Genomic DNA, 19664 nt, shown 5'->3' with positions numbered 1-19664 from the left:
CCTGTAGCGTGCTGTGGCGTGCCCAAAATCAGGACACATTCCACTTACATTTGCGCAAGTGATTGAGTGTCGCTAAGGTGGAGAGCGCGCTTCGTTCGGTGAGGCTCTTGCGTGAACACAGGCCACTGATCTGACGGCATCGAGAGATGTTCAAGATCAGGACAGATTCCCTCGGCTTAAGGGGGTATCCCAAGTGGCTGCCATCTGGCTACGTCACGCAATGCCGAAGCTCTGACATGGAAGCGCATATCCACGATTCCAACTCGCCTCTGTGAGGCGTGAGAGGAAGCTGAGGTATGTCCGCAGCGATTCACCACCCCATCCTGTTCTGGCGGGTGCACCCGATCGAGGGCCGCGCCGGTGCGGGGCTCACGCACGGCCCCGACGGTGCACCGATCCCGCCCCCGGCGCCGGATCCGGCGCAGAAACCGGCAAGCGTCTGGCGCAGCCAGAGCTTCGCGTCGGAGCATTCAACGCCGCGCCGCCGGCGCGCGACTAGGTACGAGAGATTCACCACGCGCATGGTGCTCCTGAGTACCGTGCTCACGCTGGTCGTCACGATGGGCCTGCACATCGGCAATTACGGGCTCGAGACGAGGACCTCCTCGACGTCCGGCACCCACAGCAACTTTTACAAGTGAGAGACATCATGAGCAACACGAATCAGCACTCGGTCCGCACCGGACACGTTGAGTCCCTCAACGGGGGGCGGTGGCAGCGGGTCCTGGGCAACGACCCGGAGCTCCTCACCCGCATTCGGGAGGACTACGGTGCCGACCTGCACGGGGCCGCGAGTAGCCCGTTCAGTGAGAACGGGGACTACATTGTCCTCGCGGTCTCGTATGTGGACCGCACCACGGCCGCGTTCACCGAGACGAGCATCGTGCTCGCGGTGGGACCGGACCGCATCATCACGCTCGAGCCGTTCGACGGCTGCGCCCCGCTCGACCTCGCCCTGTCGCGGATGGAGCGCGATGGCCGGGAGAATGACAGTCCCATCGAGATCGCTGCGAGCGTGATCGAGAGCGTGGCAGACACCACCGATCAGCTGGTCGGGAGCCTGAACGATGGCACTGAGCACATGATGGCGCAGTCGAACGCGATCCTGCGCAGCCTCGAAACGAAGAAGGCGCGTGACTTCGGGGTGAGCGACGTCACCGACACCCAGCAGGAGCTCGCCGACATGGAGGAGCTGCTCTCGTACTGCATGGAGAGCCAGCTCGTGCTTGCCGAGTCCGCCAGGCACCTGCGTGGGCTCACGGGGGACCGCGACTGGGACAACCGCACAGACCTCGACCGCCTGATTGAAGACGTCGAGGCGATCGAGCCGCACATCGAGTTCGTGCACGACCGCGTGCGACTGCTCCAGCAGACGAACAACCTCGCCCTCAACGTGAAGCAGAACCAGATCATCAAGGTGTTCTCGGTGGTCACCGCGGTGTTCCTGCCCGTCATGCTGCTCTCCACCTACTACAGCATGAACTTCGAGTTCATGCCGATCCTCGGGTGGCAGTACGCCGAGCCGGCCATCATCGTGCTCAGCTTCTTCTTCGCGATGCTCCCACTCCTCTACGTCCGGCGTCGCGGCTGGCTCCGCTAGCGCGTCCCGCCAACGCTCTCACCAGATCACACACAAAGGATTTCACCATGACCACCCAGAACCTGCCGAGCAACCGCACCGCACCGAACGTGTGGAGCTCACGCCTCGAGCTGAACAACCTGGATGCCCGGCCCGACGGCCGCGCGCCGGGCGAGGAGCTCGAGCGACCCAAGACCTCGAAGATTGAGCGCGAGATCATCTGGGCCGTCGTCGTACTGTACGCCGGCATCATCGCCTGCTTCGCGGGCCTCCACATCTACGGCCTCACCCTCGGGTAACCGCGGGTCATCAGATTCGGCCGCGGCGGCTCGCCCGGCCACACTGCAGAAAGACGTCACCATGACTGAGAACACCACAGGGGCCGCGCAGACCGCGGCCACGGCGGTAGCCGAGCTGCCGCGCACCGGATGGCTCCGGGTGCGGGCCTCCGACCGGGCGATGCTCGCGAATCTTGAGCGCCAGTACGGCCTCGAGCTGCACATCGCGACGCAGCACCCGGTCTACGTTGCGGGCTTCACGATCCTCCCGATCGAGCTCCCGCTTCCCGCGCCGACGGAGGCGGGATCCCAGAGAGAAACGGTGTTTGAGAGCGCGCGGATCGTCGTTGCGCTCACCGATGATCTCCTCATCACCGTGGAGCCGGACCACCCCGTCGCTGCGCTGGCCACCGCTCAGCTGCGAGTGGAGCAGCTCCCGGAGGCGGCGAGTAGCCGCGAGGCGCTGCTGCTCATCATCGATGGGCTCAACGATGCCATGCAGAACACCGTGGATCGCACGTCGCTCCTGCTGAACCAGCTCGCGAGTGACGCCGTGGACAGCAGCGGCGGGTACCGGTTCGAAGGGAGGCAGGTCGGTGTTGCCGACATCGCCCAGACCGCCGTCTCGCTCGGGGGTGCTGAGGAGCTCATCGCGCGCACGGTGCAGGGGCAGCTCATGCTTGAGCGCGCTGCGCGGCGCGTGCGTCGGGCGAGCGGCGGCTCGAGTGCCGCGTACTCCACCCTGCTGTCCGATATTCAGGGCGGGCGGCGGCACGCGCGGTTTCAGCACTCAAAGGTCCGCAACATCCAGCAGTCGCTCATGACCACGCTTGATCTCAAGCAGAACCAGATCATCAAAGTGTTTACCGTTGTCACCGCGGTGTTTACGCCGCCCACGCTGATCGCCGCCTACTACGGGCAGAACTTCGCGAACATGCCGGAGCTCGCGCTGCCGTGGGGGGAGTGGTTCGTGATGGGCACCACCGCGGTATTCGCGCTCGTGCCGCTCGCCTACATCAAGCGGAAGAGGTGGCTGCGATGACCCTGCGGACAGTGGCGCACCGCACCTGGACGCGCGTGTTCGTCACTGAGTTGGGTGATCTTGAGCGCGCCGAGCGCGAGATCGCCGCGTCTCTCGGTTCAGGCGCCGTGCGGGAGCCGGAGGAGAAGTTTCCGCTCCGCTTCGTGGCGCCGAACGGCGAGGGCGCGCGGGTCACCGAGATTATCGTGGTGCTGCGTCCAGACGAGATCATCACCATCGAGCCCGGTGACGGGCTGCCGCTGCTGCAGGACGTCGAGGCCGAACTCGCCTGGGCGGGCGAGCCGGATCGCGGTCCTGTCGGGGTCGGCGTAGCGATGGTGCGGGCCGGTTTCCAGGGGGCCGCGGAGAGCCTCGGGTACATCGAGGCCGATATTCGCCGTGTGCGCAGCTCGGTGGCGGTGGTCGCGAATCAGACGAGCGCCGCGCGCGGGTTCAGCGTGAGTGACCTGCCGAGTGTGAACATGCTGCTCGCCGACATCGACCAGGTGCTCTCTCAGGTCTCCTACGCTGTGGGCCGTCTCACTGAGCTCGCGCGCCTCCTGCGGCGCGAGGCCGCCGACACCGGCGCAGTCCCGCGGGCTGAGCTCGACGAGCTGATTCAGCAGGGCGAGGCGCTGCACGGGCGGGCCGAGTTTCTGGTCGACCGCCACCGGTTCCACGCTCGCGGCACGGAGCAGCAGATCGCAACGAGCGACCTGAACATTGTGAAGATCTTCACGGTGCTCTGGGCGATCCTGATCCCGGGCACCACCCTGATCAACTGGTACGGCCAGAACTTCGAGTTCATGCCCGAGCTCAGTTGGAATTACTCGAGCTGGGTGCAGATCCTCGGCGTGTTCGTGCTCGCCGTGCTTCCCATCTACACCGTGAAGCGCGCAGGCCAGCTGCGATAAAACCGCGGCGCGGCGGGTGCGCGCGGGGGAGCCGGTGGTCAGCCGGCTTCCCCCGCGGCCCCGTTCTCCTCGCTGAGGAACGCCGAGATCTCGGCGGCGAGTTCACTCAGCACGAGCTCGCCGGTTCCCGCGTCGTAATCGAACAGCTCCCCGTAGCGGCCCCAGTCAATCGCGCGATCGAGTTGGCTCTGCGCGTCCTCGCCGCTGAACCCTCGACGCAGCAGGTCTCGGAAGAACTCGTCGCGGAGCGCCCCATCGGCGCTGTGCTCCAGCGCGCGCACGATCGTGCCCACGAGCGGCGCGTGCGCGGCCGCGAGCCGCGCGAAGAGACGCTTGCTGTCCTGGATATCGGCCAGCTGCCAGGCCCACCCGGTGTCGGTGATGAACGCCTGCGCGCCCTCAACGTCGAGCAGCCCGAGCATGCGCGCCGCGTCCACGATCGGCAGCAGGTCGTCGACGTCGAACGCGAGTTCGTCGGCGAGGTCCGGGAGATCGGTCTGGCCGCCGTGCGCGACCAGGATCTCGATCAGTCCGGCCAGCCCGCCGACGCTCGCCGCGGGAAGTGGGTGCGTGAGCGGCCCGGCAGACGCACCGGGGGCGGGGGCCGCCTGGTCCCGCCCGGTGAGCACCGCGTAGAGCTGGTCGACCGTCGCAGCGAACGTGGGGCTGCGGCGGTCCCGAGGCCGCGGGAGCCGAACCTGGACGTCGGCGACGACCCGCGCCGGCGCTCCGCCGAGCACCACCACCCGGTCCGCGAGCAGCACCGCCTCGTCGATGTTGTGCGTGACGAGGCAGATTGACCGCGTGGGGAATTGGGGGGCCTCCCACATGGTCATCAGCTCCCCGCGGAGGTTCTCCGCCGTGAGCACGTCAAGTGCCGAGAACGGCTCGTCCATGAGCAGCACATCCGGGTGCTGCACGAACGCCCGCGCAAAGCCCACGCGCTGGCGCATCCCACCCGAGAGCTCGCGCGGGTAGGCAGATTCGAAGCCGTCGAGCCCGATCGCGTCGATCGCCTCGCTGGCGCGGGCGCGCCGTGCGGCCCGCGTGAGTGCGGAGGAGCGCAGCCCGAGCTCAACGTTCTCGCGCACGGTGAGCCAGGGCATGAGCGCGAACGACTGGAACACCATCGCGGCGCCCGGGTTGGGGCCTGAGAGGGGCGCGCCCCGATACGACACGGTGCCAGACGTCGGCTCGATGAGCCCCGCAAGCAGTCGCAGCAGCGTCGACTTGCCGGAGCCCGACTTGCCGAGCAGCGCCACGATCTCGCCCGATCGGAGCGTCAGGGTCACGTCGCCGAGCACCTCGAACGCGCCGCCCTCGGCCGCCGGGAATGCCAGCGAGACGTCGGCGGCGCGCAGCAGCGCCGCATCCGTGGTGCGCTCGTGGGCGGCCCCCCGGTGGCCGCGCTCGGGCGGGGTGGGGCGCTGGGCGAAGATCATGCTCGGCTCCTGTGGTGGTGATCAGATGAGTGAGAAACGAGATTCGGCGAGCGCGTAGAGGCGGCGCCACACGAGGCGGTTGAAGCTCACGACGAACGCGCTCATCACGAGCACGCCCACGAGTACCCGGCCGAACTCGCCCTGCGCAGTCGCCTCCGAAATGTAGGCGCCCAACCCGGTCGCGGTGAGCGTGGTGCCACCGTAGCTCACTACTTCAGCGACGATCGACGCGTTCCAGGCCCCGCCAGCGGCGGTGAGTGCTCCCGTGACCCACGAGCCGAACACGGCGGGCAAGACCAGGGTGCGCCAGGTGGTGAGACGCCCGAGTCGGAGGCTCCGCGCCGCCTCGCGAAGGTCGGTGGGGATCGCCGCCGCGCCGGCGATGACGTTGAACAGGATGTACCACTGCGCGCCGAGGGACATGAGCAGAATGCCGCCGAGATCGAGGCTGACCCCGGTGGTGAGGAGCGCGAGGGCGAAGAATGGAAACAGAAAATTCGCGGGGAAGCTCGCGAGCACCTGCACGATTGGCTGGGCGACGCGGGTGACGCGCGGGTGCAGGCCGATCCACACGCCGATGGGGACCCAGATCACGGTGCCGAACACGAGGAGCACGAGGACTCTGGCACACGTGGCAGCCCCGAGCGCCCCCGCGAGTACGAACTGCTCGAGCCCGGCGTCTGCCGCGACGAAGCCGAGCATCGCGATCAGGCCCCACGCGAGGAGGGCCCAGGCGAGCGCCGCGAGAGCGCGGTCGATGATTCGCCGCCGGCGCTGCGGGGAGGCCCGGCGCCGCGGCGCACGAGCGGGGCGGCTGAACGTGCGCTCGATCGCGTCGCTCCCCGCGCGCAGCGCTGTTGCGAGGAGGCGTGGGAGCGCTGACCGCCGGAGCAGGTCGAACACGATGCTCCGCTGTGGCTCGGAGACGTCGACATCGCCCCCGCGGAAGCGCTCCGCCCACGCCGTGAGCGGACGCCAGAAGAAAAAATTCACGCCGACCACCACCACCACGAGCACCCCCGCGGCGAGGAGCAGTCGCGCCGGCTCGGCGCGGAGCGCTGCCGCGGCAGCGTAGGAGCCGATCCCGGGGAGCGCGGTGGTGCGGTGTCCCACGGTGACCACCTCTGACGCGATCAGGAAAAACCAGCCGCCGCCAAAACTCATCATCCCGTTCCACACGAGGGGAAACGCGCCGTGCGGTGCGTCGAGCGTCCAGAAGCGCTGCCACCCCGTGAGCCCGAGCATGCGGGATGCCTCCACGAGGTCGCGCGGTTGCGTGATCACCGACTGGTAGAAGGCGAAGGTCATGTTCCACACCTGGCTGGTGAAGATCGCGAACACCGCGGCAAGCTCGAGCCCGACGACGGTGCCGGGGAACAGCGCGAGCCAGAACCCAATCGTCACGGATACGAACCCGAGCACGGGCACCGACTGCAGCACGTCGAGCGCGGGGAGAATCAGCCTGCCGGCTCGGGGGAGGCGCGCTGCGGCGAGCGCAACGCCGAACGCGAACAGCGTGGACGCCCCCAGCGCGGCGAACATGCGCAGCAGCGACCGCCCGGCGTAGGCGGGGAGGAGTGCCGGGTCCGTGGCAACCGCCGCCGGTGCGAGCGCGGGATCGAACGGCTCAGTGAGGCCCTGTCCCAGGGATGCGAGGAGCCAGAAAAGCACGGCGATTCCCGCGAACACGGCGATGTCTGCGCGGCGGCGGTCGCGCACCCGCAGGGTCGCGTCGTACCCGCTGTATCGGCGGAGTCCTGAGGTTGCCACGGGCACCCCCTCGCAGTCGGTCGTCGCTGGTTCTCGGCGGCCGCGCGGTGGGAGCTGCGAGATCGCCCCACGCCAGCATAGTCACAATGTTCGCTGACTTGCGCAAGTCTCAGAACACGGGATCATAGAGGGTATGGATGATGAACACCCAGCCCCCTCCGTGACCGAGGCACAGCTGGCCGCCGCCGCCGGTACCTTCGATATGCTGTCGACGCCGCACCGCCTGCACATTGTGTGGCTGCTCTCGGAGGGCGAGTACGACGTCACCACGATTGCCGAGCGCACGGGGGCCGCGGTGCCAGCGACGAGTCAGCACCTCGCAAAGCTGCGGGCCGCGGGAATGGTCGCCGCGCGACGCGACGGGCGGCGGCAGCTCTACCGCATCGAGGATCCGCACATTCTCGCGGTTGTGGCGCACATGTTCAATCACATTGCCCCCGACGGCACGCTCGCGGAGGAATCCGACGAGCGGCGCCCGCCGCGGGCCCCGCGCTTCACGGTGCCGGCGCTCGCTGGGAGCGCGAGCTAGCGGTATCCGCCGCTGCTGCCGTTGGTTCTGCCGTTGGTTCTGCCGCGTGGGCTCCGTGCGCGGCGGCCGCGACGTGTGTCTCGGGAGTGGGCCCGGACTCCGACCCGGGTCCGGGTTCCGGCTCGCGTGCGAGTTCCGGCTCGGGCCCGGGTTCCGACTCAAGCCCGGGTTCCGGCTCGGGTGCGCGCCCGGGAAACAGGAAGAGGACGAGCAGGAAGCTGCCGGCGGCGATCACGGTGAGGATCCCCGCCCGGGTCTGCAGCAGCGTGGCGACGAAGCCGAGCACGGGAATGTGAGTGAGGTAGGCTCCCGCCTCTCGGATCGTGTAGGGCTGCGGATCGTCGCTCGTGTTCGCGTCACCGCGCATGGTGATTTCGTAGATGCCGTTCGCGCTCTCGATCTCTCGGATCCCGGTCACGCGGTGCGTCACGAGGCCGTTGCCGCTCGCGCGCTCGGTGGTGATGATGTCTCCCGTGCGGATATCGGCGGCCGCTACGGGGCGAGTGAGGAGCAGGGACCCGGTGGGGATCCCGGGCGCCATCGACCCGGAGATCACGTTGTGCGCGCGGACGTCGAAGGCGAGCGACGCGGTGAACACGAGGATGCTGAGGAGCCCGAGCGCGGCGGCGACGTTGAGCACGGTCGCTCTGAAGACGCGGTACGCGGTGCGCATGTGTGTCTCCGTCCTAGCGTGTCGACTCCGCGCCGAAGTGGACGCGGAACGCTGACTGGCCGCCGTTGTAGTCGACGGTCTCGGGCTCATCCAGATACGCGATCGTGAGGTCGAGCGTGCCCACGCTCCCCGCCGCGGCTGCGGTGTACACCTCGCCAGGCTTGAGCGGATCGGCCTCGCGCGCCGCGAGCGTCCCAAAGTCGGCCTGCGCTTCGGCCCAGGGCTTGTCCGCGAACAGCTCTTCGCCGTCGCGCGCCGCGGTGAAACGGAGAAACTTCGTGATGTTTGGGTGGTCCGCAACGGTGCCATCGCCGTTGCGGAGTTCGATCGACACGGCGACGGCGGCCTGAATGTCGCGGGTGTTGTTGAACAGCGGGATCGACGTGGTGATTGAGCCACCCGGGATCAGGGTCTCAGCCCAGGGGACCTCCCAGTTGTAGCCGGCGTCGTCGTCGGCCTGCTCGACGGTCCCGTCCGGGAGCACCACCGCGATGTCGAAGCGGTTGGGGTTGCCGATCCCGCTTCCGTCGGAGCCGTTGCCGAGGTTGAGGTTTGCAACGTCGGTGAAGCTTGCGAGTGTGGCTGCGGCAGCGGCGAGGAGCACGCCCCCGCTCGCGAGCGCGATGCGCTTCCCGCCGCTGATCCGGATGGTTCGCGGGCTGCGGAGCCAGCGCGAGAGACGGGCGGGGAGCGAAGTCCGATCGGTCATGGTGCTGTGCCTTTCTCCTGGCGCGTCGGCGGAGACGCCGCGCATCAGTTCAGGATCCAGAGGTTGAGGGTCATCTGGCGCAGAGCGCCGCCGCGCGGTCCGCCGATGGCGCCCTGGGGGTTGTATCCCTTCCCCCAGAACTCACCGTTCGCGGTGCGCCAGATGTAGTAGCCCTGGCCCGCGATCATCTGCACGACCTGGGTGCCGAGCAGCACGGGTGTTTGTGGGTTTCCCCCGTAGTCATCAGACGCGCCGTAGCCGAAGAGATTGCCGTCGCCGTCCAACAGCAGCGCACCGGTGAAGCCGCTCACTGCCTCCTGGATGTTGCTCAGCGATGCCTCGCTCACGAGGCCGGGCGCGCCCGGAGCTGGCGGCCTGGGCCGCCCGGCGATGCGTGCGCCGCCACCCCAGGTGAGCACGCGGCCGTTTGAGAGGACCGCGAGCCCCATGTTGATGCCGCCGACGAGGCGGGTGATGTGGGGGTCACCCGGGCCCACCGCGCTCTTGAACCACGGGCGAGGGCGGTCGACATGCGGGCCGTCCCGACGGAATTTCCGTCGGCGCGGGGAGTTGAGCTCGAGCTGCCCCAGTGCCAGACCTCGCCGTTGTTCAGGATGACCCAGAAGTTTCGGTACGCCCCGCTGATGTAGACCGGGAACCGCTCGCCGTCGTTCGCGAGCGGATCCGGCAACCCGGGCACCTGGTGCGCGCCGTCCCTAGGGCTTCCGCCGTACGACGCCACGCCCCACGACCACACCGTGCCGTCGCCGCGAATCCCGGCGCCGGCGAACTCGGTGGCGCTGATCAGCGAGACGTCGCTGAGCACCGCCCCGCCGCCGCTCCAGGCGGTGCCGATCCTGATGCGCTCGGGCCGGTTGTCCGGCCGTGGTGCGCTCGTGCCGTCGCGCTCCGGGTTGAAGCCCCACCCCCACACCTCGCCGTTGCGCTGGAGCGCGTTGAACCCGTAGATCTGGCCGGTCACCGCTGTGATCTCACCCTCTGGAAGACCGCCGACCCGCGTGGCGTCTTGCCAGGTGCCGCCCGCCACGGTCCCGGCCATCTTCATGTTGGTGCGGCCCCACACGTACGCGTTCCCGTCGCTCCCGACGCCCGCGCCGGTGTCCACCGAGCGTGCCCCGGAGAGTCCGGTCTTGAACGGCAGATGGATTTGCGCGGTGAGGGCCTCGGTGTGCGTGAACGCCGAATCGGTGTACGCCGCCGTGGTGCTGCTCCCGGCGAGCGAGATCGCGGTAAGCCCCGCGACGAGGGCCGCGAGCGCCGCGGCCCCGCGGTGGCGGGCGGGGGATCGTTTGGTTGCTGCGGTCATGCCTGTCGTGCCTTTCGTCGGTGCGCGAGTGAGCGCGCGGCGAGCGTGAGCACCCCGAGTGCGGCGAGCGCGAGGGCAGTGAGTGCGAGCGGCCCCTGCCCGGCTCCCGTCTGGGTGAGCCACGGCGGCGGCGTGCCACCGGGGTCATCGGCGATGGCGGTGTACCGAAACACCAGCTCGCCGCCCTGCTCCGCGTAGCGGTTGTCGGCCTCGCGGGGCAGGGTGACCGTGCCGAAGATCGTGGTGCTCGCGCCGGCCGCGAGCGGGGGCAGCGGGCTGGTGCGGCCGATGAGCTCGCCCGCGGGAATCGACGCAAGGAGCGCGCCGGACTCGCTGCTGAGGTCGACGGTGAGCGGGTGCGGGCCAGTGAAGAGCGCGGCCGCTGGGTCGCCGAGTACCTCAAGGCCGAGCGGGAGCGTCTCAGCCGTGCGGTTCGTGACCGACATCGACCAGCTCTGCGATTTCCCGGGTCCCGGGACCTCGACCGTGACCACCTCCGGCGCGACATCAATGAGCTCGGCCGCGCGCGCCGGGCCCCCCGGGGCCGCCACAGCCGGGAGGGATGCCGCCGGAATGGCTGCCGCCGGGGCCGCGGGCCAGGCGCCGACGAGCGCGAGCCCGAGCGCAACGGCGGCGACGCGGGAAACGAGCCACGCCCGCCCCGTCATGACGACACCCCCGCGAATGCGAGCACAACGGCGGTGGCGCTGCCGGACCACGCGGGCGGCGTGTCCGGATCCAGGGCGAACTGCAGCGACACGGTGTGCTCGTCGCCGGGCTGGAGATCAATGAACTCGCGGCCCTCGAGGGCGTTGAACCCCTCGGCGGTGACGCCGCCCGCCAGCGGCACGCCGTCGTAGGCGACGGAGAATGAGAGTCGGGAAAACAGGTCGACGCACCGCGTGTCGCAGCCGCTGCGGGCCGTGAGGCTCGGCACCACCGTCCCCGGGGGCGACCCCGGTTGTAGGCGGAATCTGACCTCGAACTCGGTGGCGCGCGAGGTGGTCACCGTCGCATCCGGGATCGTCACCACCGCAACCGAGTCGTCCTCGGTGTCTGCGTCCTGCCACTCGCCGGCGGTGTCCTGGACCTGCACCTCGAACTCGACGGGGTTGCCCACCGCGGCGGCTGCGCCAGCGTTGAGCTCGACCCGATCCTGGTACGCCGCGTGCGTTGCGCTCACCAGACCGGCGAGAAGTGCGCTCCCCGTCGCGGCGAGGGCGATCTGAAGGCCCGCGCGTGCCCACCGCGCGCGGGGCTGGTCCGTGCGGGTCATTGGCTCGTCCCTTCGAACGTGAATTGAACGTCGGTGCTCGCGCGCTGCCAGCGGTTGTCGAGCTCGGGCGGGACCTCGATCATCACGTCGAGGACACGGTGCTTGCCCGCGGCCACGGCGCCCGGGAGTTGAATCCGCTCGAGCTCGGTCGCCGGCACCGCCTCGGCAAGCGCACGGTCGCCGTCAGCGACCGTGAACCTCAGCTGTGGGAACAGTTCGACAAAGCTTCCGGTCGCCGGGTCGACCTCGCTGCCGCGGTCCACGGGGTCGGTGATGCTGAGCTGGACGGCGCTCGCCAGGCGGGGGCTGTCGTTGCGCACCGCGATGCGTAGGCTGAGCGAGGAGCCCGGACCGACCAGCAACGCCGAGTCGTCTGGGGTGAGCCGGATCCGATACGCGGCGGGGCTTCCCTGTTCCCACATGGCGGGCTGCGGGTGCCAACCGGGCTCCGGCGAACCGGCGACGCGCAGATCGAGGCGGTTTTGCGAGCCGTCGAGCACGGTGAGGCTGTCGCGTGCGTCGGTGATCGCCGCGACGCTCGCGAGGATTGCGGTGCCGAGAAGCACCCAGGCGGCGGTAAACGCTCGTGTGTGTCCGGTGCGTAGTGCACCCATATCTCCTCCCTGAGCTGAGGCTTCGGGGCGCCAGAAGGTGGGCGCCCCGAAGCGGAGCTGCTACGGATCGCCGGTCGCTACGGAGTGACCGATTCGGCGCTGAAGTGCGCCTGCACGTACGACGTCTTGCCCTGGAGCGCATTGTTTGCCGCCTCGGAGCCCTGATCGGGCAGCGAGACGCTGAGCCCGAGCGTGCTCTCAGCGCCGGCCAGGTACGTCCCGAGGTTGAGCGCGTTGACCTGGTCCTGCGTCTGGTTGCTCGCGACCGTGGTGCCGTTGAGCGCTACCGTGTAGCGCAGCACATTGCGGATCTCGGGGTCCGAAGTGTAGCCGGGCCGATCCTGCAGCTTGAACCCGATATCCGCGGAGAGCAGCGGGCTCTCGTTGCGGAACGGAATATCGACGCTCACCGTGTCGCCCGGGGTGATCGACGAGGCGCCGGGCACCGCGATGTTGACGCCCTCGACGGTGTTCGCCTCCTGCCAGGTGCCGGGGACCGGAACCCCGCTCGTGTCGGTGCCCACGACCTGGATGTTGAAGCGGTTGTCGCCGCCAATTCCGGTGTCGTCCGTACCGTTGCCGAGGTTGAGGTTGGCGTAGTCAGTGAAGGCCGCCGCGGTAGCGAGCAGTGCGACCGCGAGGAGTGATCCGCCAGCGATGACGACGCGCTTGCGGCCCGCGAGCCTGTTCTTGATGCTCATGGAGGGGACTTTCCTTTCATCGAGGGGTTCTGGGCCCGGGGGATCCCTATTGCGCCCGCGAAGCGCCACAGAATCGTGTCGCTCATTGAAGTAGTGGGGGTGTCGGCGAAAGTGTGACCGGATTTTCCGAAGTTTTTCCGCTGCGTGGCAGCCGTGGTTACACTGTTCGGTGTATTCGGCTCAGCACACCGAGCGTGTCTCGATGGGCTGGCGCGGAAGTGCGTCGCGCGGCGTCGGGGGCCGTGCTGGAGCCGCGACGGCAGTATTCGGGCAGGGGTGGGGCCCTGCAATGAAATCGACAAGTAGAACTCACCCATGGAGTCAGTCGGACGCGTGTTCGCGGAGTCGGGCCCTCGCCTGCTGACGTACTTGCGCGGGCTCGGCGCAACCGTTGACGAGGCGGAGGAAGCGCGCGCCGCCGCCTTCGAGGTGCTCATCGCCGCGGTGCGCGCCGGGAACCCGCCGCACACCAACCCCGAGGGCTTCGTCTACACCGTCGCGAAGCGGCAGCTCTACGCGCAGTGGGCGCGGCAGGGCAGGGAAGCTCCCCTCACCGAAGAGGTCAGCGACACGGCCGAGGTGCAGGACGCGGCAGTGGTGACGGAGCTCGAACACGCGCTGGCGATTCGGGCCTTCGCCTCACTCGCGCCAGAGAAGCGGCTGCTGCTCTGGCGGGTGCTCGGTGAGGGCGGTTCCCAGCGGGAGCTCGCGAGAGAGCTCGGGATGAGCGACGCAACGCTGCGAAAACGGGTGAGTCGATATCGGCGTGAGTTCAGGGAGCGCTACTTGCTCGAGTACGCCTCCGGTGAGGTTCCCGACCGCTGCCGCCCCACCATGCAGATCCTCATCCGACACGCAATCGGCTCGACCACGCCGCGGCAGGCAGCCCGGCTCGACGAGCACCTCGCCACGTGCGATCGGTGCACGCGGGTGCTGCGCGACGTCCGTGACGAGGTGGGACTTGTGCACCGCAGCTACGCGCTCCTTCCCGTGCCGGTCCTGCTCGCCCTGGGCGCCGGCGGTGGCGCGATCACCGGCGTGGCCGCGGCCCCCGGTCCTGCCGCCGCAGCCCCCGGACCCGCTGCAGCGGCCCACACGCCGCTGCAGGGGTCCCTCGCCTCGGGGCTTGGGCGGTTTGCGGCCGTCGTTGGACGGTCGCTCGCCGCGACGGGGGCGGTGCTCGGAAGCATCGCGGTGCTCGCACCCATCGTCACCGTGCTGCTTGCACCGATCGCGCCCTCGGTTTCGGAGCAGTGGCGGCCGGGGGTCCTAGGAGAGGCAGAGTCCGAGCCCAGCGCCGTCGAACCAGGATCCGAAGCCGGTCGGGACAGCCCGGGTTCCGACCTCCCGGAGGTGGCGCACCGGGCAATGCCGGCGCCGGGTGAGACCGTGGCGTGGCGCGTCGAGATCGCCCGGCTCTCCTCCGACCCGGATGCCGAGCTCGAGATCACCGTCTCCACGCAGCTGAGTCAGAGCACCGATTCGGCGTACCTCACGCTGCGGCTCGGGGCCGAGACACTCGTGGACGAGCTCCCGCTCGGCGGCGCCGGCGAGACCGTCATTCGCGCACCGGCCGGACCGGCCAGTGTGCAGTGGGTGGACGTGTCCGTGAGTCGGCCGGCCGCGGACACTGATCAGTCGCTCGCGGGCTCCGTGAGTATTGGTGCGTCGGTGCTCGTGCCTCCCGCGCGGGCCTCGAACACGTCGCGCACCAGTGAGACCGCGTCCGGCAGCGCGACCCCCAGCGAGATCATTCGCTCCGCGAACTCGCGTGCCGCCGCTCGTGCCGGCCCGTCGCCGCCCGCGTGGATGGTGACGAACGTGCCCGCCCTCCCGCGGCCCTCAACGAGTCCGTCCTCCTCAAGCGCGCGGTAGGCGCTCGCGATCGTGTTCCCGGCAAGGCCGGTTGCCGCGGCGAGGGCGCGGACCGTGGGGAGGCGCTCACCCGGCACCAGCGCGCCCGCCCGAATTCCCGCCCGCACGCTGGCCCGGAGCTGCTGGTACGGGGGATCGGCGCTCGCGGGATCGGCCCGGAACTGGTGCAGGGCATCGTGCGGCGCTGCGTCGCGCGCTGAGTGAGTGGTCACACACTCACCCTAGCCGGGGCTGCCCGGCTGTGCGGCCTCCTGTCGGCTGCTTGGCGGCACGGCTGCGCGGCTCGCCCGTGCCCTGCTGTGAGCGCGCCACCGGCCCAGCAGGCCGTGCCTGGGGCCGCAGAGGAAGACCAGGGTGAACGCCGCGCCCTGCACCAGGACGACGAGCCCACCCGAGGCGGCGTCGAGCCAGTAGCTGAGGAGGATCCCGAGTGTTGAGCACGCCACCGAGAGCGCGGGGGCGATCACGAGCATGCGCCCAAACCTGTCCGTGAGGAGGTACGCGGTTGCCCCCGGGATGATCAGCATGGCGACGACGAGAATTACGCCGACCACCTGAAGGGCGACAACGGCGGTGAGGGCGAGCAGCCCGAGCAACAGTGCACCGATGAGGCGTGGGTTGAGGCCGATCGCGTGCGCGTGCGTCGGATCAAACGCGTACAGGGTGAGGTCTCGGCGCTTCACCACCAGCACCACGAAGGTGATCGCCGCGAGCGTGCCAATCTGTGCGAGGTCGGTGGGGGAGACGCCGAGGACGTTCCCGAAGATGATGTGGTTGAGGTCGGTGTCGCTCGGCGTGACCGAGATGAGTACCAGCCCGAGTGCGAAGAGGGTCGTGAACACGATCCCGATCGCCGCGTCCTCCTTGACGCGGCTCGTGCGCCGGATCCCGCCGATCAGCGCGACCGCCAGGAAGCCGAACACGAGCGCGCCGAGGGCAAACGGCGCGCCGATCACGTAGGCGAGCACCACGCCCGGGAGCACCGCGTGCGACACGGCGTCACCCATGAGTGACCAGCCGATGAGCACGAGCCAGCACGACAGGACCGCGCACACCACGGCGGCGATGCCCGTGGTGATCAGCGCGAGAATCATGAACTCGTACTGCAGCGGGGCGGTAAAGAAGTCGAGGGGGTTCACGCGTGCTCTCCCGTCGCGAGGGGCGTGGCCCGGTGTGCGGGGGCCACGCTGGGCGTGGCCTGGTGTGCGGGGGTCACGCTGGGCGTTGCCGAGTGGACGGGGGTCACGCTGGGCGTTGCCGAGTGGACGGGGGTCACGCCGAACGCGAGGGCGAGCCGCTCCGGCGCGAGTGCCTCGCCCACGGGGCCGTGGAACAGCACCCGGCGCTGCAGTAGGGCGGCCTCGTCCGCGAGCGCCGGGAGGGCGTGCAGGTCGTGCGTTGAGACGAGAACCGTTCTTCCCGCGCTGGCGAGCTCGCGCAGCAGGCGGACGATCGTTGCTTCGGAGCGCTTGTCGACCCCGGCGAACGGCTCGTCGAGCAGCAGCACCTCGGCGCCCTGCGCGATCCCGCGCGCCACGAACGCCCGCTTCTTCTGGCCACCCGAGAGCCGACCGATCTGCCGACCAGCGAGCTCGGTGAGCTCGACGCGGGCGAGGGCCTCGTCGACCGCGGCGTGATCGGCTCGGCCCGCGCGCCGGGTGGTGCCGAGCCTGCCGTAGCGGCCCATCATCACGACGTCGCGCACCGACACCGGGAATGCCCAGTCGACCGCCTCGGCCTGCGGCACATAGCCGACGAGCCCGCCGCGCCGCGCCGCTGAGGACGGCAGGCCGCCGATCCGCACCGTGCCGTGGTCGGGGCGCACCGCGCCCATGAGCGCGCTGAAGAGCGTCGACTTGCCCGAGCCGTTCATACCGATGAGCCCGGTCACCCGGCCGGCCGCAACGGACAGGGACGCGCCGTCGAGTGCGAGCACGTCGCCGTAGCTGACGGTGAGGTCGGCGACCTCGATCGCGGCGGTCACTCCGCGGCCCCGGTGAGTGCGGCCGTGATCGTGGCGGCGTCGTGCCGGATGAGTTCGAGGTAGCTCGGCACCGGGCCGCCCGGCTCCGAGAGTGAATCCACGTAGAGCGTGCCCCCGTAGCTCGCGTCGGTCGCTGCGACCACCTGCTGCATTGGCGCGTCCGAAACGGTCGACTCGCAGAACACCGCCGGAACGTCGTTCGCGCGCACGAACTCGATCGTGCGGGCGATCTGCTGGGGCGTCGCCTGCTGTTCGGCGTTCACGGGCCAGATGTACTGCTCGGTGAGGCCGGCGTCGCGCGCGAGATACGAGAACGCGCCCTCGCAGGTCACGAGCGCTCGCTGTGACGGGGGGAGCTCCGCGAGATCCGCCAGGAGTGTCTCGTGCACCTCCTGCAGTTCGGCCCGATACGCTTCAGCGTTGGCGGTGTACGCCGCGGCGTGTGCCGGATCGAGTTCCGTGAATGCAGCGGCGATCGCGTCGACGTACTGCTGAGCCACGCGCGGGCTCATCCACGCGTGCGGGTTTGCCTTGCCCGCGTCGGCGTCGTCGGCGATGGGGAGCGGATCGATCTCGTCGGTCACCACCACGTGGGGCACGTCGAGTCCCGACACGAACTTCTCGAACCAGGCTTCGAGACCGAGTCCGTTGTCGAGGATCAGGTTCGCCTCGGAAGCGCGCGCGATGTCGCCCGGGGTGGGCTCGTAGCCATGGATCTCGGCCCCCACCTTGGTGATCGACTCGACTCTGAGGTGCGGTCCGGCGACCTGCTCCGCGATATCGGCGAGCACCGTGAACGTGGTGAGTACGACGGGCCGGTCATCCGCTGCGGAGGTCGCCGGTGCGAGCTGGGCGGTGCCCGAGGCGCACGCGGTGAGGCCGAGCCCGAGCGCTCCGAGCGCTCCGATTGCGCCAAGTGCTCGGAGTGTGCGGAGCGCTCCGCGCGCTCCTCGTGTGAGCTGTGCGCTGGTGTGCCGTGACCGCGGGCGGGGATGGGTGGACATGCGTCCTCCTTAGCTGCGTGTAATAAATAAGTTCGACAAGACGAACTTAGACTAGCGCATCATCGAATTACGTCGCCGTCGGACGGGCAGGCGGCGATGAAATGCGGCTCGTGACAGGATTGACCCGTGCGCGATCGAGCGCGCCGAGCGGAGACGGACATGGCATCGCGGGGAGACGCGGCGGGGCGCGCTGGCGCGGCGAGCGGAGTGTCGCTCACCACGCTCGGGCTCGTGGCGCTCGGCGGGGCGGCCGGCTCGCTCGCGCGCTACGGCGTGGCGCTGGCGCTCGGCGACGCGGGAGGCTGGCCACTCGCCACGCTGGCGGTCAACCTCGGCGGCGCGCTCATGCTCGGCGTGGTGCTTGAGCGCTACGCCGGGGGCACCGACCGCTCCCCGCGCGGCCGGGCCCGGCTGCTGCTCGGGACCGGTGTGCTCGGGGGCTTCACCACATACAGTCTGGTCGCGGGGCAGCTCGCGGAGCTCCTGCTCAGCGGCGCCACGCTGCTCGCGCTCGGCTACGCGGCGGCGACCCTGCTGGGCGGGCTGGCGCTGAGCGCCGTCGGGGTGTGGCTCGGGCGGCGCTGGCGCGGCGCGGAGCTGGCCCGGGGCGCGGCCCGACTCGCTCCCGCACCGCAGGCGGGGGAGCCGCAGTGACGGGGCTCCTGCTCGCGGTCGGGATCGCGGTGGCCGGCGGGCTGGGGGCGGCGGCGCGGTTCGCGGTCGACCGCAGCGTGCCCGAGCGGATCCGCGCCCGCTTCCCGATCGGGATCGTGATCGTGAACCTGACCGGGTCCTTTGCCCTCGGACTGCTCGCTGGCGCCGCGCTCGACGATCCGATCGGCGGGGTGCTCGCCACCGGGTTCCTCGGGGGCTACACCACGTTCAGCACGGCCAGTCTTGACACGCTGCGGCTGCTGCGCGCGCGGCGCTTTGGCGCGGCGCTCCTGCACGGCCCGGGCGTGCTCTGCGCCTCCGTTGCGCTCGCGGTCGCGGGCATACTGCTCGCGCGGGCGTAGCGGTCCGCGCCCGCCTAGCGGATCTGGCGCACCTCAAAGCTGGCGTGCGGTGCGACGTACGAGTCCTGGGCGGCGACCAGCTGCAGCTCGCGCTCGCCCGATGCGAGCGTCCGTTCGAGCAGCTCGAAGACGCTCGCGGCGGTGCGGCCGAGCGCGGCGGCCGGGTCGCCCGTGCGGCGCAGGTGCGCGGTGAAGAGCGCGGCGGTGACGTCCCCGGAGCCGTTCGCCTTCAGCGGGAGCTGCGGCGTCTGCACCAGCCAGGCGCCGTCCGGGGTGACCGCGAGCATTTCGATGGTGTCGGCCGGGCGGTCTGGGCGCACCACGCTCGTGACGAGCACGGAACTCGGCCCGAGCGCGCGCGCCGCGTCCGCGGCCGCGAGCGTCGAGTCGAGCGTGTCCGGGGTGGTGCCCGTGAGGAACCCCAGCTCAAACTGGTTGGGGGTGATGAGATCCGCCGCCGGCACCACGCGATCGCGAATCAGGTTCTGCACCTCCGGGGAGACGTGGCAGCCCGACGCCGCATTGCCGAGCACCGGGTCGCACGCATAGATCGCGTCGGGGCTGTGCTGCTTCACCCGGGCGACGGCGTCGAGGATCGCGTCGCCGATGCTGTCGCTGCCCTGGTAACCGGAGAGCACCGCGTCCACGCCCGCGAGCCCGCCGCGCTCTTCGATGCCCGTCACGATCTCGCGCACGTCGTCGCCGCTCAGCATCGGTCCGCGCCAGGCGCCGTAGCCGGTGTGGTTCGAGAAGCACACCGTGTACACGGGCATCACGTCGACCCCGAGGCGCTGGAGTGGGAAGACCACCGCTGAGTTGCCGACGTGCCCGTACGCGACGGCCGACTGGATTGAGAGGATGCGCATGCGCCGATCCTCCCACTGGTCCCTCCCGTGGACCAGTATCGGCGCGCGGCGATGGACCACGGGGCTGGGTGCCCGGCGGGGCTCGG

The 19664-nt window shown here is 69.9% G+C and carries 23 protein-coding genes, 1 pseudogene and 1 riboswitch; of the genes and pseudogenes, 9 read left to right on the top strand and 15 right to left on the bottom strand.

Translation table 11 applies throughout. The features are described 5' to 3' along the window. Positions 1 to 83 precede the first annotated feature (83 nt). A riboswitch (M-box (ykoK) riboswitch) is annotated at positions 84 to 249 on the top strand. A gap of 47 nt (positions 250 to 296) precedes the next feature. The 5 genes from EV139_RS14105 (at position 297) to EV139_RS14085 (ending at position 3792) form a co-directional block, all read left to right on the top strand. Then, positions 297 to 641 carry a hypothetical protein gene (locus tag EV139_RS14105; RefSeq protein WP_130455194.1) on the top strand — a complete coding sequence of 115 codons (345 nt, stop codon included), beginning with the start codon at positions 297 to 299 and terminating at the stop codon, positions 639 to 641. Between the two features lie 8 nt (positions 642 to 649). Further along, positions 650 to 1600, top strand: coding sequence for a magnesium transporter CorA family protein (locus EV139_RS14100; RefSeq protein WP_130455192.1), 951 nt, complete (start codon positions 650 to 652; stop codon positions 1598 to 1600). A 47-nt stretch (positions 1601 to 1647) separates the two neighbouring features. After that, positions 1648 to 1878 carry a hypothetical protein gene (locus tag EV139_RS14095; RefSeq protein WP_130455190.1) on the top strand — a complete coding sequence of 77 codons (231 nt, stop codon included), beginning with the start codon at positions 1648 to 1650 and terminating at the stop codon, positions 1876 to 1878. A gap of 61 nt (positions 1879 to 1939) precedes the next feature. Next, a complete protein-coding gene (locus EV139_RS14090) occupies positions 1940 to 2899 on the top strand; it encodes a CorA family divalent cation transporter (RefSeq protein ID WP_130455188.1) in 960 nt (319 codons plus the stop codon). Continuing rightward, complete coding sequence (locus EV139_RS14085; RefSeq protein ID WP_130455186.1) at positions 2896 to 3792, top strand: CorA family divalent cation transporter; 897 nt, start codon at positions 2896 to 2898, stop codon at positions 3790 to 3792. Before EV139_RS14090 ends, EV139_RS14085 begins: the two co-directional genes overlap by 4 nt. Before the next feature lie 38 nt (positions 3793 to 3830). Here EV139_RS14085 and EV139_RS14080 read toward each other — a convergent pair whose 3' ends face one another. Continuing rightward, on the bottom strand, positions 3831 to 5234 hold the full coding sequence (locus EV139_RS14080) for an ABC transporter ATP-binding protein (protein WP_130455184.1): 1404 nt from the start codon (positions 5232 to 5234) through the stop codon (positions 3831 to 3833). A 21-nt stretch (positions 5235 to 5255) separates the two neighbouring features. After that, positions 5256 to 7004, bottom strand: a complete 1749-nt coding sequence (locus EV139_RS14075; RefSeq protein WP_130455182.1) for an ABC transporter permease — start codon at positions 7002 to 7004, stop codon at positions 5256 to 5258. Between the two features lie 133 nt (positions 7005 to 7137). On the opposite strand from EV139_RS14075, the gene EV139_RS14070 reads away from it, so the two are divergent. Next, the gene (locus EV139_RS14070) at positions 7138 to 7533 is read left to right on the top strand and encodes an ArsR/SmtB family transcription factor (RefSeq protein ID WP_130455180.1); all 396 of its coding nucleotides are present in this window, start codon (positions 7138 to 7140) and stop codon (positions 7531 to 7533) included. Here EV139_RS14070 and EV139_RS14065 read toward each other — a convergent pair. From EV139_RS14065 to EV139_RS14035, 8 genes are all read right to left on the bottom strand, one after another. Continuing rightward, a complete protein-coding gene (locus EV139_RS14065) occupies positions 7499 to 8206 on the bottom strand; it encodes a signal peptidase I (RefSeq protein ID WP_198677586.1) in 708 nt (235 codons plus the stop codon). The genes EV139_RS14070 and EV139_RS14065 overlap by 35 nt on opposite strands. A gap of 13 nt (positions 8207 to 8219) precedes the next feature. Next, positions 8220 to 8915: a hypothetical protein gene (locus EV139_RS16010; protein WP_198677585.1), complete on the bottom strand. Its 696-nt coding sequence runs from the start codon at positions 8913 to 8915 to the stop codon at positions 8220 to 8222. A 44-nt stretch (positions 8916 to 8959) separates the two neighbouring features. After that, complete coding sequence (locus EV139_RS14060; protein WP_130455176.1) at positions 8960 to 9262, bottom strand: hypothetical protein; 303 nt, start codon at positions 9260 to 9262, stop codon at positions 8960 to 8962. Continuing rightward, the gene (locus EV139_RS14055; RefSeq protein WP_130455174.1) at positions 9259 to 10242 is read right to left on the bottom strand and encodes an RCC1 domain-containing protein; all 984 of its coding nucleotides are present in this window, start codon (positions 10240 to 10242) and stop codon (positions 9259 to 9261) included. Before EV139_RS14055 ends, EV139_RS14060 begins: the two co-directional genes overlap by 4 nt. Next, positions 10239 to 10910, bottom strand: coding sequence for a hypothetical protein (locus EV139_RS14050; RefSeq protein ID WP_130455172.1), 672 nt, complete (start codon positions 10908 to 10910; stop codon positions 10239 to 10241). Before EV139_RS14050 ends, EV139_RS14055 begins: the two co-directional genes overlap by 4 nt. After that, on the bottom strand, positions 10907 to 11518 hold the full coding sequence (locus tag EV139_RS14045; protein WP_130455170.1) for a hypothetical protein: 612 nt from the start codon (positions 11516 to 11518) through the stop codon (positions 10907 to 10909). Before EV139_RS14045 ends, EV139_RS14050 begins: the two co-directional genes overlap by 4 nt. Further along, positions 11515 to 12132, bottom strand: a complete 618-nt coding sequence (locus EV139_RS14040; protein ID WP_130455168.1) for a hypothetical protein — start codon at positions 12130 to 12132, stop codon at positions 11515 to 11517. Before EV139_RS14040 ends, EV139_RS14045 begins: the two co-directional genes overlap by 4 nt. 77 nt (positions 12133 to 12209) lie before the next feature. Beyond that, positions 12210 to 12833: a hypothetical protein gene (locus tag EV139_RS14035; protein ID WP_130455166.1), complete on the bottom strand. Its 624-nt coding sequence runs from the start codon at positions 12831 to 12833 to the stop codon at positions 12210 to 12212. Positions 12834 to 13148: 315 nt separating this feature from the next. Here EV139_RS14035 and EV139_RS16180 point away from each other — a divergent pair, with 315 nt between their 5' ends. Beyond that, positions 13149 to 14708, top strand: a complete 1560-nt coding sequence (locus tag EV139_RS16180; RefSeq protein WP_237465432.1) for a sigma-70 family RNA polymerase sigma factor — start codon at positions 13149 to 13151, stop codon at positions 14706 to 14708. Here the strand turns inward: EV139_RS16180 and EV139_RS16175 are convergent. From EV139_RS16175 to EV139_RS14015, 4 genes and pseudogenes are all read right to left on the bottom strand, one after another. After that, positions 14708 to 14785, bottom strand: a pseudogene (locus EV139_RS16175) (GntR family transcriptional regulator); the annotation flags it as partial. The gene EV139_RS16180 and the pseudogene EV139_RS16175 sit on opposite strands and share 1 nt — an antisense overlap. Positions 14786 to 14929: 144 nt before the next feature. After that, the gene (locus tag EV139_RS14025) at positions 14930 to 15847 is read right to left on the bottom strand and encodes a metal ABC transporter permease (protein WP_130455164.1); all 918 of its coding nucleotides are present in this window, start codon (positions 15845 to 15847) and stop codon (positions 14930 to 14932) included. Further along, positions 15844 to 16692, bottom strand: a complete 849-nt coding sequence (locus EV139_RS14020) for a metal ABC transporter ATP-binding protein (protein ID WP_130455162.1) — start codon at positions 16690 to 16692, stop codon at positions 15844 to 15846. The genes EV139_RS14025 and EV139_RS14020 overlap by 4 nt, the downstream gene beginning before the upstream one ends. Beyond that, on the bottom strand, positions 16689 to 17696 hold the full coding sequence (locus tag EV139_RS14015) for a metal ABC transporter substrate-binding protein (RefSeq protein ID WP_130455160.1): 1008 nt from the start codon (positions 17694 to 17696) through the stop codon (positions 16689 to 16691). The genes EV139_RS14020 and EV139_RS14015 overlap by 4 nt, the downstream gene beginning before the upstream one ends. Positions 17697 to 17855: 159 nt before the next feature. Here EV139_RS14015 and EV139_RS14010 point away from each other — a divergent pair, with 159 nt between their 5' ends. Both EV139_RS14010 and EV139_RS14005 read left to right on the top strand, forming a co-directional pair. Further along, complete coding sequence (locus tag EV139_RS14010; protein ID WP_130455158.1) at positions 17856 to 18350, top strand: fluoride efflux transporter FluC; 495 nt, start codon at positions 17856 to 17858, stop codon at positions 18348 to 18350. Beyond that, a complete protein-coding gene (locus tag EV139_RS14005; protein ID WP_198677584.1) occupies positions 18347 to 18712 on the top strand; it encodes a fluoride efflux transporter FluC in 366 nt (121 codons plus the stop codon). Before EV139_RS14010 ends, EV139_RS14005 begins: the two co-directional genes overlap by 4 nt. A 14-nt stretch (positions 18713 to 18726) precedes the next feature. Here EV139_RS14005 and pdxY read toward each other — a convergent pair whose 3' ends face one another. Further along, on the bottom strand, positions 18727 to 19578 hold the full coding sequence (pdxY, locus tag EV139_RS14000; RefSeq protein WP_130455156.1) for a pyridoxal kinase PdxY: 852 nt from the start codon (positions 19576 to 19578) through the stop codon (positions 18727 to 18729). Between the last annotated feature and the right edge of the window lie 86 nt (positions 19579 to 19664).

Source organism: Leucobacter luti (assembly GCF_004217175.1).
Taxonomy (GTDB): domain Bacteria; phylum Actinomycetota; class Actinomycetes; order Actinomycetales; family Microbacteriaceae; genus Leucobacter; species Leucobacter luti.
This window is presented reverse-complemented; position numbering and strand designations above follow the sequence as displayed.

Excerpts from the sequence above, each read along its gene's own strand:
- EV139_RS14010 (WP_130455158.1), top strand. The coding sequence starts at position 17,856 with ATGGCATCGCGGGGAGACGCGGCGGGGCGCGCTGGCGCGGCGAGCGGA.
- pdxY (WP_130455156.1), bottom strand. The coding sequence starts at position 19,578 with ATGCGCATCCTCTCAATCCAGTCGGCCGTCGCGTACGGGCACGTCGGC.
- EV139_RS14090 (WP_130455188.1), top strand. The coding sequence starts at position 1,940 with ATGACTGAGAACACCACAGGGGCCGCGCAGACCGCGGCCACGGCGGTA.
- EV139_RS14035 (WP_130455166.1), bottom strand. The coding sequence starts at position 12,833 with ATGAGCATCAAGAACAGGCTCGCGGGCCGCAAGCGCGTCGTCATCGCT.
- EV139_RS14100 (WP_130455192.1), top strand. The coding sequence starts at position 650 with ATGAGCAACACGAATCAGCACTCGGTCCGCACCGGACACGTTGAGTCC.
- EV139_RS14070 (WP_130455180.1), top strand. The coding sequence starts at position 7,138 with ATGGATGATGAACACCCAGCCCCCTCCGTGACCGAGGCACAGCTGGCC.
- EV139_RS14015 (WP_130455160.1), bottom strand. The coding sequence starts at position 17,696 with ATGTCCACCCATCCCCGCCCGCGGTCACGGCACACCAGCGCACAGCTC.
- EV139_RS14050 (WP_130455172.1), bottom strand. The coding sequence starts at position 10,910 with ATGACGGGGCGGGCGTGGCTCGTTTCCCGCGTCGCCGCCGTTGCGCTC.
- EV139_RS16010 (WP_198677585.1), bottom strand. The coding sequence starts at position 8,915 with ATGACCGATCGGACTTCGCTCCCCGCCCGTCTCTCGCGCTGGCTCCGC.
- EV139_RS14055 (WP_130455174.1), bottom strand. The coding sequence starts at position 10,242 with ATGACCGCAGCAACCAAACGATCCCCCGCCCGCCACCGCGGGGCCGCG.
- EV139_RS14095 (WP_130455190.1), top strand. The coding sequence starts at position 1,648 with ATGACCACCCAGAACCTGCCGAGCAACCGCACCGCACCGAACGTGTGG.
- EV139_RS14065 (WP_198677586.1), bottom strand. The coding sequence starts at position 8,206 with ATGCGCACCGCGTACCGCGTCTTCAGAGCGACCGTGCTCAACGTCGCC.
- EV139_RS14105 (WP_130455194.1), top strand. The coding sequence starts at position 297 with ATGTCCGCAGCGATTCACCACCCCATCCTGTTCTGGCGGGTGCACCCG.
- EV139_RS14085 (WP_130455186.1), top strand. The coding sequence starts at position 2,896 with ATGACCCTGCGGACAGTGGCGCACCGCACCTGGACGCGCGTGTTCGTC.
- EV139_RS14080 (WP_130455184.1), bottom strand. The coding sequence starts at position 5,234 with ATGATCTTCGCCCAGCGCCCCACCCCGCCCGAGCGCGGCCACCGGGGG.
- EV139_RS14040 (WP_130455168.1), bottom strand. The coding sequence starts at position 12,132 with ATGGGTGCACTACGCACCGGACACACACGAGCGTTTACCGCCGCCTGG.
- EV139_RS14045 (WP_130455170.1), bottom strand. The coding sequence starts at position 11,518 with ATGACCCGCACGGACCAGCCCCGCGCGCGGTGGGCACGCGCGGGCCTT.
- EV139_RS16180 (WP_237465432.1), top strand. The coding sequence starts at position 13,149 with ATGGAGTCAGTCGGACGCGTGTTCGCGGAGTCGGGCCCTCGCCTGCTG.